Genomic DNA, 14,385 nt, shown 5'->3' on the forward strand with positions numbered 1-14,385 from the left:
TCTATAATTATTTTAGACCACCTCTATATAGATGTCAATACATTTTTACTTTAACTCTCCATCACTTTACTGTTTAGCTTTTTAATCATATCCTCCAGCATATCCTCGGTAAATGTACCCCTGCTAAAACTGACCAATGCACGCAAAGGAGTGTATTTCATAAAAGCCATCATCATCTCTGAAATTTCTTTTTTGTCTTCCCTCGCATTAAAAAGAGGATTTCCCTCGTTTGCCTTAGCCAAAAATTCTTTGACCACAGGCGCAAGAACAGGATCCGAAAGCAAGTCGCCCATCAGCGTGTTTCTATGTACCGGTTTTTTGATAGTAACAGTCGACTTTACAAATATCCTGTCTTTAAGCACTATCTCCCTCGATGATTTCCCTATTAAAATCTCAAACTCACCGGTCTCCACATGCCAATCCTTTATGTCGACATTGTAATACGCAAACGCCCTCTTATCTAATTCAAACGTGACCGTCTTCTCTTCACCAGGCTTAAGCTCTACCTTTTCAAAACCTTTAAGTTCCTTGTCCGGCCTTATAACCGAACTTTCAACATCACTAACATACAGCTGGACAACCTCTTTACCTGCCATTTCACCGGTATTTTTAACCTTCACAGTAACTGTTACTGTTTCAGTGTCTAATATCTCCTTTTTGCTGATACGCAGGTCACTGTATTCAAATGTGGTGTAGCTGAGTCCATATCCAAAAGGAAACAGCGGCTCAATGTTTTTCTTGTCATAATACCTGTAGCCTACAAATATACCTTCCCTGTATTCCACCCTGTCCCCTTCTCCTGGGAAATTCAAATAAGAAGGATTATGGCTCAACTCTTTAGGGAATGTTTCTGCCAGCTTACCACTGGGATTTGCATCCCCAAATAGCAGGTCTGCAATGGCTCCTCCCAACGCTTGACCTCCCAGGTAAGCCTCCAGCACCCCCTTCACCTTATCAAGCCATGGCATCTCAATCGGCGAACCGTTGCTCAATACAACCACTACATTGGGCTGAACCTCCGCTACAGCTTCAATCAATGCACAGTGGCTTTCAGGCATCCTCATATGCTGACGGTCATAACCTTCCGATTCATAGTGTTCAGGTAATCCTGCAAAAACCACAGCAACATCCGCTTTCATTGCCACTTCCTTGGCTTCGTTCAAGAGTGTAGCATCCAATTCCTCCTTATCTAGGCTGTAACCCTTGGCATACATTACATTAACGTTCTCGCCAGCAGATTTCTTAATCTCCTCATATATGTCATCCAGCTTTGTCGGATTTACGTGGGAACTTCCCCCTCCCTGATACCTGGGCCGTTTGGCAAATTCACCAATTACCGCAATGGTCCCCTGCCTCTTTAAGGGCAGTATCCTATCTTCATTTTTGAGAAGCACCATGCATTCCCTTGCCACTTCTCTGGCCAATTGATGATGTGCTTCTCTATCATATGTCGCATTCTCTTTCCTGTTATCAACTGCTTTAAAGATTATCTTGAGTATCCTCTCAACTGCCCTGTCTAAAACCTCTTCCGAAAGCCTTCCCTCTTTAACCGCTTGAACTATCTTTTGGTCTCCAATTCCAAAACTTGATGGCATCTCGATATCTAAACCCGCTTCTAAGCCTTTTACGCGGTCATTAACAGCACCCCAGTCAGAAACCACAAAACCTTCAAAACCCCAGTCATCCCTCAAAATATCCGTCAACAAATACTTATTCTCCGAGGCATATTCTCCATTTACTTTATTATACGAACACATAACTGTCCAGGGTTTTCCCTTTTTAACAGCTCCTTCAAAGCTTGCTAGGTAGATCTCACGCAGCGTTCTCTCATCTATGATAGCATCAACGCTCATCCTCCGATGTTCCTGGTTGTTAGCAGCAAAATGTTTAAGCGAAGTGCCTACCCCCTGGCTCTGTACCCCTCTTATATGGCTGGCAGCCATTTCTGAAGAAAGGTAAGGGTCCTCCGAAAAATATTCAAAGTTCCTGCCACAAAGTGGAGAACGCTTGATATTAGCCCCCGGTCCAAGCAAAATGGACACACCTTCGGCTTGACATTCTTCACCTATTGCTGCGCCTACTCTTTCGACCAGTTCACGATTCCATGAGCTTGCCAGTCCTACAGCTGACGGAAAACACGTGGCTGGAACGCTCTTAAAAAAACTCTCCTGATCTGCGCTATCTTGCTGTTTACGTAATCCGTGAGGACCATCACTGACCATTATAGATGGAATACCCAACCGTTCAATTCCCTTTAAGTGCCAAAAATCCCGTCCTGAGCACAAGCTAGCCTTTTCCTCCAAAGTCATCTGTGAAATCAATTTTTTAATATCTCTCTCCATTTAAAGGTTAACCCCCTCAATGTTAACAAATATATTACAGATTTCTAACCTACTAAAAATACTACCCAAGTAAATGTCGTTACACCTTTCAAACTTCCCTGGAGAAACTAATTAAACCATCGAAGTGTTGTATAACATTGTATGCCAATAACACCACATTGGAAATCGTTTTAGGGAAAAATGAAAATTATTTACTATTAGAATGATAGCACATATAATAAGAAATGTAAATAACGAATTCAAAAGAGGGCGCATTTTCAATATATGAGGTAACGTTTGCCAATACACTAAAATTAAGCACTTTGTGGTTGTCTAAAAAGTAAAAATGTTTTGCCTAGAAGTACAAGTAGTTTTAAAACGCTTGATATAACCTCGTTTGGTAATTATTTCTTCAAAAATATTAAATACGCCCTTCAAAAGGAAAAATAAAAAAGGGCTTTAAGCCCTTTTTGTCTTTTCTATATATAATTTAACCCATTTGGCCAAGGTAAAGGCAGAGGGAAAACCTGGTCCCATGGCTGACCATAATATGGCCTATTAAATCTAGTAAACAGGAATTGCGCCAGTTTGGCGTCATCATCAACCACTTGATCTGGCAATCCAGCTAAAGAAGGAAGAGGTACACCTTCATTCCAAGCTTCATCAATAATAGGAGATATATCGCTCCATAAGCTCTCCTTATTAACAATTCTCACAGTCGTACCAGGATAACAGGATGAAACACAACTTAATCGTGCTGAATTCAAGATTGAGAGAAGATCTCTATCATATGCTGGTACCTCCAATGTTACCTCCTGCATCCCCCTGTCGTGTAACAACTTCTCAATAAGCCACACAACGGCCATCCTCTCCCCGGCATACTCTACAACTTTAAATGCCCCTGGTTTTTTCTCGTACCCTATGATATAAGCAAGATCAGTATCTTCTTCCTCAAAAGAAGCCACTACCACAGTCAAAGCCGGAACGGGGGGGTGAACCATGGGGACTGCCTTAAGTAACACGGGAAATTCCTGTTTGGTACGTTGATATCTTATTGGCTCTTCCCGATATATATCAAACAAAACTTCTGCTTTATCTACATCCTCAGAAACATAGAATCTTATTCCTTCCAAATTTTTGTATGAATATGAAAATTTCCCTTTTTCCAATACATAGGTAAACGTTTCACCCACCTCTACACACGAATTCCTCTTGTATAAACCCCTGGTACCAGATATACTGACTAGCCCTATGCCTTCCTCACACAGATTCCTGAACACCTCATGAAGAAGTGCAGTTCCAATCCCCTTACCTTGGTAATCCGGATGAGTGCATACCGCGCCCATATTGGCCATGCAGACTTTATGTCCGTATATAATAGCTGTATTTTTCTTTATACCGATGTGCGCCACAATTCTTCCATTATCAACCGCTACATAAAGATTTGAAGCATTTTCAGGACATATAAAAGTAGGAAATTGCCTGCCCATCGTAGGCTCCAAGCCGCTGGATGTACGAAAAACATAGTTAACCAGCCCTAGAATTTGTTCCACATCTTCTGGCCTAGCCGGGCGAAAATCTATCATAACTCCTCCCCCTCAAATAATTTAGTGTAAGGCCCTTTCAAAGCCATTTATTTATTCCTTCTTGAATTTTTCAACAAATTCAGGCGCAATCTGCCTTAGCATGTTTTCCAGCTCTACATCAGACATAACAGTAGTACGCCCCTGCGCATATTCCTGATCCACAAGTTCCTTAAGCTTAACCACTACCGGATCCCTTTTATCTATGGCGTTTTCTCCTTCCAAACCAAAGTAAGAATTGATCCAGTGAGCAATACCAGCCAAGCCAGAATGCTGGCTTACCGCCACCCTTGGAGGCCTCTTAAGTATCTTGCCGGTGTCAAATATGTTGTATATTTCTTCATCTTTCAAAAGGCCATCGGCGTGAATCCCCGCCTGAGTTACGTTGAAATTCCTGCCCACAAACGGAGTATTAGGTGGTATCTCATAGCCTATTTCCTTTTCAAAATACTCAGCAATCTCGGTTATAACCGACAGGTCCATGCCATTGGTGTCGCCCCTTAAAGCCACATATTCAATGACCATGGCCTCAAGAGGACAGTTCCCAGTACGCTCGCCTATACCCAACATAGTACAGTTGACCGATGAAGCGCCGTACAGCCATGCAGTAGCAGAGTTGGTAACTGCCTTATAAAAGTCATTGTGTCCATGCCACTCAATGAGCTCGCTGGGTATGCCTGCAAAATGCCTCAGCCCATAAATTATGCCCGGCACGCTCCTCGGCAACGCAACTCCCGGATAAGACACGCCATACCCCAGAGTATCACAGGCGCGAATCTTTATTGGAATACCAGACTCATCCATCAGCTTCTTAAGCTCAATGGCAAAGGGCACCACAAAACCATAAAAATCTGCACGCGTAATATCCTCAAAGTGGCAACGAGGCCTGATACCATACTCTAGCGCCATCTTCACCACTGACAGATACATATCCATGGCCTGCTTGCGCGTCATGTTTAATTTCTTAAAGATATGGTAATCCGAACAGCTTACCAAAATGCCCGTCTCCTTTATGCCCATTTCCTTTACCAGCTCAAAGTCCTTTTTGGAAGCACGTATCCATCCTGTCACCTCAGGATACTGGTATCCCCGTTCCATACATTTTCGCACCGCTTCCTTATCCTTATCGGTATACAGGAAAAACTCGCTCTGGCGAATGACGCCGTTGGGCCCCGAAAGCTTGTGAAGCAAATCAAACAAATCTACGATCTGCTTCACCGTAAAAGGGGCTCGCGCCTGCTGCCCATCCCTAAAAGTGGTATCGGTGATCCATATTTCGTCAGGTACATGCATGGGCACAAGGCGATGATTAAACGGTATTCTGGGTATGCTGTCATAAGGGAACAGGTGCCTATAAAGATTTGGCTCCGCCACATCCTGAAGCGAATACTTGTATGCCGACTGCTCTAGCGTATTGGTTCTCCTGCTGAACTCCAGCACGTCAACATCTCCTCCTCCCAGATAGAATTTCTACCCATCAACTCAACTTAACATGTTTTACCTTTACTCTCACAAACTCTCCCTTTAAAACCACACTATGAACTCGTAGGGAATATCATGTTTCATACCCTTCTAAAATATTTGTGTATAATTGTATACAATTATACACGTATTTGTCAACCCCAAAATTTTAAAAACAGAAAAAACTATTGCGAATATGCTTTATAACTGAACCTTATGAAAATAGCTTCGCCTAAATATCCTATTTTCAACCTTATAATCAAACAGCACATAAGTGGTTGAGGGAGGATAAATGCCGTTTTTTATACCCTCAACAACATCATACTCAAACACCTCTATGTGAGCCATACGGGATATCTGGCGGGGCGTATATCCTTTAAAGTGAGGCATATACTTAAATACATTCTCTTCACCTTTAAAGAATGAATCTATCGCCTTCCCAAGCTCCGCTATTTGTGGCGGCTCCAGACCTTCGGGATACCTGCTGGGCTTCTCCTGGCTTACCCAGTCAAACCGCATGATATTTTTCAAAAGCCTGTGGTCTACATTATCAAGTGTAAGTCCATACTCAAGCAAAATCTCATAGAGGCGTACCTGGCTGTATGAAAGCCCCTCGTAGCCCTTTTCCCTCCAAAAAGCCATAAATCCTTCAAAAAAATCAAAGGGGTCGTCGCCATGGCAACTAATCAGGTACTCAAGAGTATAAGTAAAGCGTCCAGAGTTGTAATATTTCTCCACCAAGTCCTCTATCATTTCAAGTTTTGCAATCTCATCATAAGTCATATAATTGTTCTTAAGCACTTTATAAGGCGGGTACTGGGTATATTCATAGCCGTATTCTTTAGCTCTCGACCTGAGCCCCGACCCCTTGAGTAACTTCAAAAAACCCAACTGAATCCTATTGGGCCGCAAAAAATACACGTCATTAAACGAACGTTTAAATGAAGCATAATCCTCCTGGGGCAAGCCGGCTATCAAATCCAAATGGAGATGTATGTTCTCCCCATCACGCAGCTGGGCAACTCTCCTGGCCAAAGCATTAAAATCCATCTTCCTTTGAATTTCATGTATTGTATTGGGATTTGTGGACTGTACTCCTATTTCAAATTCAAAAAGCCCGGGAGGTGCCTGTCTCAATATATCCATCATCTCATCGTCTATTAAATCCCCCGCCATCTCAAAATGGAAAGTGGTCTGCCCTCCCAGCGAAATGAGGGTCCTGAATATGCGCTTAGCTCTTGCCGGATGACAGTTAAATGTCCGGTCGACCAGCTTGACCTGCGGTATACCTGCTTTTACAAACAATGCCAGCTCCCTCTCTACCCGTTCGAGCGAGAAATACCTCACACCTGAAATGGTCGAAGAAAGACAGTACTGACAATTGAAGGGACAGCCCCTTGAAGTCTCGTAATATATGATTTTGTTTTCAAGCCCTGCAAAACCGTCCTGGTACGGAAAAGGAATTACATCCAAATCCCGTATCAAAGGTCTGGACGAATTAATTACGATTTCTCTGCCATTGCGATAAACCAGTCCTTTTACCACTGCTGGATTTCCTTTATCTTCAAGAATATGTAGCAACTCATGGAAGGTCTCCTCACCCTCTCCTACAACGATGTAGTCAATGGCAAGGTTATCCCTCATGATATCCCCAGCATCAAAGGACACTTCTGGACCGCCAAGAACAATCACACAGCGGTCCATCACCCTCTTTATCGTATCAGCTATCATCAACACCTCTCTTATATTCCAGATATAACACGAAAAGGCCACCACATCAGGCCTTGCAAAGTAAATCTCTCTAATTATCCTTTCTATATGATCATTTATGGAAAATTCAATAAGATCTATCGAGTGCTCTTTCCCACAGTACGCCTTTATATATCTCAAAGCCAAATTGCTGTGAATAAATTTCGAGTTGATTGCAACCAAAAGCACCTTCATGTCTGTTGCCTCCACTTCCTTTCTATACGAACCACTTATTGAGTTAAAAATTCCCTTCTTGTTTTCAAAACCCGCTTTAAAAATTCTCAAGAATTAAATTCATCAACAATCAGTTAAAGCCGCGAGAAGTCCTTAATACCCTTAACCATAATCACCAGTCCGCCCACTATGATATTTAAATAATAGGTCATGAACCGCCACAACAGCATGGCAACAAATATCAAGTGTGGAGGGAAAAAACGTTGAAAAAACAGATAAAAACCACCTTCGGAGGCCCCTGTGGCACCCGGAGCAGGGAAATAGGATACCGCAAGATATAAAAAGGACTGCACAGATATCATGGCAACCCATGCACTATCCTTCAAACCAAACGCTCTATAGATAAAAAACGTAACGCTGAAATAAAAGATAAGCTGTACCGCCGTCATAACAGCCATCACAGCCATACCTTTGTAATTCCCACGGAACATGCATAGGCTTCTATGAAAATCCTCCACCGCAGCTTCCATTCGCGCTTCCCACTTCTCCAGATCTTTTACCACACGCACGCTATGGAAAAAATTTAATACAGATAATACCATTTTTCTTATAAACCCGCGGTTAAGTGACAAAAAATATATCAGAAACACCGCACCAGCATTGATCACAAAACCAATCAAGGATATCACGATTACTACAAATGGGTATGAAAATACCAGCGCAGCTTTAAATATAAAGGCTACAACACATAATATCGACAAAACCACCTGGTAAACCAAGTACTTAATTATTAGCGCCGATGTAGAATAACCAGCAGGGATACCAACTCGGGACATGTAATATACCTGCGCCGGTTGCCCACCGCTGGCAAAAGGTGTAACGCAGTTATAGTATTGCCCTATCAACGCAACCTCCATACAGTCTTTAAAACGCTTGGGCTCAAAAATAACTGCCAATGAATACTTTAGTATCAACGCATCCATAATCCAGAATATCAGCATGCATGCTGCCGCTCCAGCAATCCAGCGTGGCTCAAGCATGCTCAAGGCTCGACCTAAGTCCTTAAGATTGGGATCCAGAATTCCTATAACCGTAATGACCATAATATTTATTACGATATAAAGAAGAATCACATACCTCTTTCTGTTCATATTCGCTCCTTAAAATTCCTTGAATTATTGATTTTGCAAAGCAAAGCTCAAAATAGGACTCGATACACATAGTCTGCCATTATTGTCTCTATTATACTATACTCCAGAGGATACTGCAAACTAGAGGCAGCATACATCAGATCATTTAAACATAAAAGCCGCGGCATACAAAACCGCGGCCTATTGCCTTTGTGATACTGCTTGTTCTTAAGCAAATTGCCTTTATAAAAGGATTTTATCCCTTTACACATTCCTTAACGCATTCAGCCCCACTCTTTAAAGCCTCCTCATTCAATGGAATTAGGTGCTCTTTTGAAGGCCCCAGCGCCTTTCTCAAAGACTCTATCACAGACTCGGGCGATACAGCTCCTGTCTTTGCTAAAAAGCCTCCCAGCATCACCATGTTGGCCACACGGCTGTTGCCCAGCTGGTCCGCAATCTCATTTGCGGGTATATAGCAAACCTCAATATCGTCCCTGGTCGCTTTTTTATCTATAATCGAACTGTTGACCAGCAGCAGTCCTCCTTTCATAACAGCACCCTCAAACCTGTCCAGCGACGGCCTATTCATAACCATAACTGCCGTTGCCTCGGTTACAATGGGAGATGCCACCGGCTCATCAGATATGATGACGTTGCAGTTTGCCGTGCCGCCACGCATCTCGGGGCCGTATGAAGGAAGCCATGACACATTCTTGCCTTCCAGCATGCCGGCATAGGCCAAAAGCTGTCCCATCAGCATAATCCCCTGCCCGCCAAATCCCGCAATGATAATCTGGTGGGTCATATCACTTTCCCTCCTTTTTAACGCCCAAAGGATAATAAGGTATCATATTTTGCTCCAACCATTTCAGCGCTTCCACCGGCGTCATACCCCAGTTGGTCGGGCAGGTGGAAAGAACCTCTACCATTGAAAAACCTTTGCCAGCCAGCTGGGTTTCAAACGCTTTTTTAATCGCTCTCTTGGCCTGATTTATATGTTTTATATCGTGTACCGAAACCCTTTCGATGTACGCCGAACCCTCAAGGGTTGCCAGCATTTCGCTCATTCTTATGGGATAACCTGCTTTACCTGGGTCACGGCCGTAAGGGGTAGTGGCAGTCACTTGCCCAATAAGGGTGGTGGGGGCCATCTGTCCCCCCGTCATGCCGTATATGGCATTGTTTATGAATATAACGGTGATGTTTTCACCCCGTATAGCAGCGTGCACTATCTCCGCCGTACCTATAGCCGCTAGGTCTCCATCCCCCTGGTAGGTAAACACAACCCTATCTGGCAATACGCGCTTTATACCAGTTGCAACGGCAGGTGCCCTACCGTGCGCAGCCTCCTGCATATCGCAATTGAAGTACTCATAAGCAAATACGGCGCATCCCACCGGCGCAACGCCTATCGTCTTCTCACGAATTCCCAGTTCATCTATCGCTTCGGCCACCAACCTGTGGACTATGCCGTGGGTACAGCCAGGACAGTAGTGAAAGGGCTTATCGGTCAAAGATTTTGGCCTGGTAAAAACCTTGGTCATCTCGAAACACCCCCTATGACCTTCTTGACCTCGGACAGTATCGCATTGGGCTCAGGTACCATTCCGCCTGTTCTGCCGTAGAAAAACACAGGTTTTCTGCCGTTGACGCTTAAGCGCACATCTTCCACCATCTGGCCCATGCTCATCTCTACCGCCATAAAGGCCTTGACGTGTTCACGCTGAGTCCATTCTTCAAAGGTACTGGTAGGGAAAGGCCATAAGGTGATGGGACGTATAAGCCCAACGTTTATACCCTCATGTTTTGCCTTTTGAATGACGCTCTTTACAATGCGCGCAGTGGTGCCATATGCTGCCACGATTATCTCGGCATTCTCACAGTTATAGCACTCAACTTTTACCTCGTTTTTCTTGATCTCTTCGTACTTCTGATAGATTCTTCTTACATGCTCTTCTAGAGCCTGCGGGTCAATAAATAGCGAGTTTATGATGTTTCTTGGACGCTCTCCCGTATACCCGGTAGTGGCCCAGGTTTTTGGTGGCAGCTGCCGTTTGGTGCTCAGGGGCCTGAATTCAACCGGCTCCATCATCTGCCCCAGCATGCCGTCTCCCAGTATCATTACCGGATTGCGGTACTGGTCAGCTATATCAAAGCCCTCCATTACCAGGTCTACCGCTTCCTGTATAGTAGAAGGCGCCAACACTACCAGGTGATAATCGCCATGGCCACCCCCCTTTGTTGCCTGGAAGTAGTCCGACTGTGCGGGCTGAATTCCTCCTAACCCCGGACCTCCACGAACCATGTTTACCACAACACAAGGCAGTTCAGCCCCCGCAATGTATGATAATCCTTCCTGTTTCAGGCTTATTCCAGGACTAGAAGAAGATGTCATTACCCGAGCACCCGCTCCCGCAGCACCGTACACCATGTTTATGGCCGACACTTCGCTCTCAGCTTGAATGAAACATCCGCCTACCTCTGGCAACCTCTTTGCCATATACGCAGGGATTTCATTCTGGGGCGTAATAGGATACCCAAAAAAATATCTACATCCGGCTTGAATGGCCGCTTCAGCAATGGCCTCATTGCCCTTCATCAACACTTTCGACATAAATATACAACCCCCATTTCCTTGCTTTTATTGCCTTACATGCTACACATTAGCTAGCCTTGCAAATCTCCTTGACAGTCAACTGAAAAACTGTCTCAATTTAACGTAGTTTAATGCATCAAATACTCATAGGCTCACGATTCTGTTATTCAAAATTTGTCCTCCCTTAATATGCTACATTTACCAACTTTCTGGCTTTAATGTGTCGTATTGACTTTATCGCCAAAATCTTGCATATTCCACCTTACTTTTCAACCTCTATAACCACATCAGGGCATATACGCGCACAAAAAGCACACCCTATGCATTTATCCATCTCTATCACTGTAGCTGGATGGTATCCTTTTGAATTCATGCGATCACGGGCCATCACCACAATCCCTTTGGGACAAACCGTGGTGCACAGTTCGCATCCTTTGCATCGTTCCTCATCAAAAATAACCCTTGCCATAAAATATACTCCTTTCTCTAGAAAATTTCTAGATTGAAATCCTCACTGATTTATCAAGTTTCTGTCATATAATCTATTTTAAATTAAAAAACGCTATTTTGCCAACCATAATTAAACAAAATAGGCAATTGCAAAATTATGATACTATGATTTACACTAAAAACTTGCAAGCAAATTAATATTATAAATAATAAATACCATACAACATCAAATCCATTGAATCCACATATTAAACTCCATCTTCACCACTCCAGGGGGGATGGAGATAGACATCTATAGGGAACCTCTTTTTTCTATACTGTTCCGGCAGCTGCTCAATAACCTCCGCAACGCCAGAAATATAGGCTATAGGGATGTTAAGCTCTTGGGAAACCTGTTCCACGATCTTCTGTCCTTCCAGCAAATGACTTAAATTTGTTTCATACATCAAATTGGTGTTGTTAATGAGGTCAGTAACTTTGAGCCTTGAACGACTTTCAATAGCCTTGAGCATCTCTATAATTTGCCCAGGAGTGCTGGACAGCGGCCTTCGCACATTGATCACAAAAAACATTTGATAAGGTTCCTGCATGAAATAAGGATAGTATCGCCCCAGTACCGTGGCCCCTATATCATCTCCACCTACATCAAAAACCACAATCCCGGTTTTACTTTGAAACACCGAATAAATTTCCGGGGGTAGCGACGGGATATCTACGGTAGTCCCAACAAAATTGGGCGACAAAAGCTTTATCCCCTCTTTTTCTAAAACATTCCTAACCTCGCTTGAACGAAAAAATGGATTCACGATATCCAGGTCCACTAGGGTCACTGCCTGCCCCTGCCTGACCAATTTTATACTATAATTTATCGCCAATTCAGTCTTACCACTACCAAAGTGACCAGTAAAAAGTATAATCCGCCTGTTTTCCTGTTGCATGTAGAATCCAACCCTTTCTACATATAAGACACATATGCTTTCGATTATTTTATCACATTTTGGGGGATTATTCTATCACTGTTTATCCCTTTTTAGAAAAAAATAAACAATCCCCACTTAAAAAGTGGGGATTGTTTTACAATTCTCTTGCAACCACCTATCCTTTTAGTCCGCTTGTACTAATCCCCTCGACAATATACTTCTGAAATGCGATAAACAATACAATAACTGGTACAAGGGATAAAGCTGACATGGCAAACATAGCTCCCCAGTTAGTAACAGCTGCAGGATCTGAAAACATCCTTAATGCCAAGGAGACTGTGTACTTTGCGGGGGTCTGCAGATACAACAAAGGTCCAAAGAAATCTTGCCATCTCCAGTAAAATGCAAAGATTGCAGAAGTCATCAATGCTGGAACTAACAATGGTACAATGATTCTTAGGAAAATTCCCAGATGGTTACATCCATCAATAGTAGCCGACTCATCCAATTCCTTAGGAATACCCTGTATAAATTGCATCATTAAAAATATGAAAAAAGGTAATCCAAAGAAAGAAGGAACAATCAGAGGTTTAAAGGAATTTATCCATCCTAATTTGCTAAACATAATATACTGGGGAATGATCAACACTTGCGAAGGCAACAGCATGGTAGTAATCATACATCCAAACAATATCTTCTTTCCCTTAAACCGAATACGCGAGAACCCATACGCCACAAATGCCGATGATACAACCTGACCTATGGTCGTTAAAGTAGCTACAATAAAGGAATTTTTAAAAAAAACGGCAAAAGAAATTCCCCCGAATCCTTTCCACCCTTCTATATAATTACTAAATTCCCAATGTGTCGGAATTAAATGATGAGCTCTTTGAAAAATATCAGCGTGTCCCTTAAAAGAACTACTTATAAGCCACAATACCGGATATAGCATAAAAAAACCAAATATCCATATAAAAACATGATACAAAAAAGTATCAATGTAACTCTTTTTTTTGCTTTTCATATTACCATTCCCCTTTTGATTCGTAATATACCCAATAGTTTGATGATTTAAAGATAAGTGCCGTAAATACTCCAATGATTAATAAAAGCACCCATGCCATTGCACATCCATAGCCCATTTCATAAAACTTAAAAGCCTTTTCAAACAAATATAACGCGTAAAATAAAGTTTTGTCAAACGGCCCTCCCTGAGTAATAAGATAGCTCTCAGTAAATGCCATAAATCCACTTATGGTTTGCATGATAAAATTAAAAAATATAATAGGCGTTAACAACGGCATAGTAATTTTAGTAAACCTCTGCCAAGTATTGGCTCCGTCAATATAGGCAGCTTCATAATAACTTGTTGGAATCTGCTTCAGTCCAGCAATAAAAATGAGCATAGGTGAACCAAACTGCCATGCAGCTAATAAAATAAGAGTCCACATAGCAGTGTGTGGATTTCCTATCCAACCAATCCCTTTATCAATAATTCCTAATTCAATAAGAACAGAATTTAAAGCACCGTTAACTCCAAATAACTGCCTCCACATCACCGCTACGGCTACACTTCCTCCAATGAGAGAAGGAATATAAAAAGCTGCACGATATACGCTTACCATTTTCCTATCCCTAACAAGAAGCACAGCTATAAAAAGCGCAAAAATTAATCGCAAAGGCACAGCCACAAAAACATAAGAAAAAGTTGCTTTTAATGCGCTTATATAACGCTCATCATGTAGAAACATGGTTTTGTAATTCTCCAGCCCCACCCATTTAGGTGGAGACAAAAGGTCATATTGTGTAAATGACAATACAAAAGAGGCGCCTATTGGAACAACAGTAAACAAAATAAAACCAATAAGCCATGGAGATATAAAAGCATAACCGGCTAGATTGTTATAATCATTTCTTCTTTTTCTTTGTTTATTCAACCCTTTTGCAAATACCATTAAAAGTGCCCCTTTCTATAACTTAGAAAATTAAGGTTTAAAA

At 42.4% G+C, this 14,385-nt stretch carries 12 protein-coding genes; all 12 read right to left on the reverse strand.

All coding sequences use genetic code 11. From position 1 onward, the window contains the following. Positions 1–50: 50 nt before the first annotated feature. A complete protein-coding gene (locus tag JOD02_RS05195) occupies positions 51–2,342 on the reverse strand; it encodes a glycoside hydrolase family 3 C-terminal domain-containing protein (RefSeq protein WP_204487595.1) in 2,292 nt (763 codons plus the stop codon). 458 nt (positions 2,343–2,800) lie between these two features. After that, the gene (locus JOD02_RS05200; RefSeq protein WP_204487596.1) at positions 2,801–3,907 is read right to left on the reverse strand and encodes a GNAT family N-acetyltransferase; all 1,107 of its coding nucleotides are present in this window, start codon (positions 3,905–3,907) and stop codon (positions 2,801–2,803) included. 51 nt (positions 3,908–3,958) lie between these two features. Further along, positions 3,959–5,344 carry a 2-isopropylmalate synthase gene (locus tag JOD02_RS05205; RefSeq protein WP_204487597.1) on the reverse strand — a complete coding sequence of 462 codons (1,386 nt, stop codon included), beginning with the start codon at positions 5,342–5,344 and terminating at the stop codon, positions 3,959–3,961. Positions 5,345–5,566: 222 nt separating this feature from the next. Beyond that, positions 5,567–7,309 (reverse strand): B12-binding domain-containing radical SAM protein, encoded by a 1,743-nt coding sequence (locus tag JOD02_RS05210; protein ID WP_204487599.1) that lies wholly within the window; start codon positions 7,307–7,309, stop codon positions 5,567–5,569. A 113-nt stretch (positions 7,310–7,422) separates the two neighbouring features. Further along, positions 7,423–8,439, reverse strand: coding sequence for a lysylphosphatidylglycerol synthase transmembrane domain-containing protein (locus tag JOD02_RS05215; protein ID WP_204487601.1), 1,017 nt, complete (start codon positions 8,437–8,439; stop codon positions 7,423–7,425). Between the two features lie 235 nt (positions 8,440–8,674). Then, positions 8,675–9,226: a 2-oxoacid:acceptor oxidoreductase family protein gene (locus JOD02_RS05220; RefSeq protein WP_204487603.1), complete on the reverse strand. Its 552-nt coding sequence runs from the start codon at positions 9,224–9,226 to the stop codon at positions 8,675–8,677. Between the two features lies 1 nt (position 9,227). After that, on the reverse strand, positions 9,228–9,965 hold the full coding sequence (locus tag JOD02_RS05225) for a thiamine pyrophosphate-dependent enzyme (protein ID WP_204487605.1): 738 nt from the start codon (positions 9,963–9,965) through the stop codon (positions 9,228–9,230). After that, positions 9,962–11,035: a 3-methyl-2-oxobutanoate dehydrogenase subunit VorB gene (locus JOD02_RS05230; RefSeq protein ID WP_204487607.1), complete on the reverse strand. Its 1,074-nt coding sequence runs from the start codon at positions 11,033–11,035 to the stop codon at positions 9,962–9,964. Before JOD02_RS05230 ends, JOD02_RS05225 begins: the two co-directional genes overlap by 4 nt. 244 nt (positions 11,036–11,279) lie before the next feature. Continuing rightward, positions 11,280–11,486 (reverse strand): 4Fe-4S dicluster domain-containing protein, encoded by a 207-nt coding sequence (locus JOD02_RS05235; protein ID WP_204487609.1) that lies wholly within the window; start codon positions 11,484–11,486, stop codon positions 11,280–11,282. Positions 11,487–11,715: 229 nt separating this feature from the next. Further along, positions 11,716–12,405, reverse strand: coding sequence for a hypothetical protein (locus JOD02_RS05240; protein ID WP_204487611.1), 690 nt, complete (start codon positions 12,403–12,405; stop codon positions 11,716–11,718). A gap of 157 nt (positions 12,406–12,562) precedes the next feature. Further along, positions 12,563–13,411 carry a carbohydrate ABC transporter permease gene (locus tag JOD02_RS05245; RefSeq protein ID WP_204487613.1) on the reverse strand — a complete coding sequence of 283 codons (849 nt, stop codon included), beginning with the start codon at positions 13,409–13,411 and terminating at the stop codon, positions 12,563–12,565. Position 13,412: 1 nt separating this feature from the next. Next, on the reverse strand, positions 13,413–14,342 hold the full coding sequence (locus tag JOD02_RS05250) for a carbohydrate ABC transporter permease (protein WP_204487614.1): 930 nt from the start codon (positions 14,340–14,342) through the stop codon (positions 13,413–13,415). Positions 14,343–14,385: the final 43 nt, after the last annotated feature.

This window comes from Caldicoprobacter guelmensis (assembly GCF_016908415.1).
In the GTDB taxonomy this organism is placed as follows: Bacteria; Bacillota; Clostridia; order Caldicoprobacterales; family Caldicoprobacteraceae; genus Caldicoprobacter; species Caldicoprobacter guelmensis.

Bases quoted from the DNA above. Each gene is read 5' to 3' on its own strand.
- JOD02_RS05195 (WP_204487595.1), bottom strand. From the start codon at position 2,342: ATGGAGAGAGATATTAAAAAATTGATTTCACAGATGACTTTGGAGGAA.
- JOD02_RS05200 (WP_204487596.1), bottom strand. From the start codon at position 3,907: ATGATAGATTTTCGCCCGGCTAGGCCAGAAGATGTGGAACAAATTCTA.
- JOD02_RS05210 (WP_204487599.1), bottom strand. From the start codon at position 7,309: ATGAAGGTGCTTTTGGTTGCAATCAACTCGAAATTTATTCACAGCAAT.
- JOD02_RS05215 (WP_204487601.1), bottom strand. From the start codon at position 8,439: ATGAACAGAAAGAGGTATGTGATTCTTCTTTATATCGTAATAAATATT.
- JOD02_RS05220 (WP_204487603.1), bottom strand. From the start codon at position 9,226: ATGACCCACCAGATTATCATTGCGGGATTTGGCGGGCAGGGGATTATG.
- JOD02_RS05225 (WP_204487605.1), bottom strand. From the start codon at position 9,965: ATGACCAAGGTTTTTACCAGGCCAAAATCTTTGACCGATAAGCCCTTT.
- JOD02_RS05230 (WP_204487607.1), bottom strand. From the start codon at position 11,035: ATGTCGAAAGTGTTGATGAAGGGCAATGAGGCCATTGCTGAAGCGGCC.
- JOD02_RS05235 (WP_204487609.1), bottom strand. From the start codon at position 11,486: ATGGCAAGGGTTATTTTTGATGAGGAACGATGCAAAGGATGCGAACTG.
- JOD02_RS05240 (WP_204487611.1), bottom strand. From the start codon at position 12,405: ATGCAACAGGAAAACAGGCGGATTATACTTTTTACTGGTCACTTTGGT.
- JOD02_RS05245 (WP_204487613.1), bottom strand. From the start codon at position 13,411: ATGAAAAGCAAAAAAAAGAGTTACATTGATACTTTTTTGTATCATGTT.
- JOD02_RS05250 (WP_204487614.1), bottom strand. From the start codon at position 14,342: ATGGTATTTGCAAAAGGGTTGAATAAACAAAGAAAAAGAAGAAATGAT.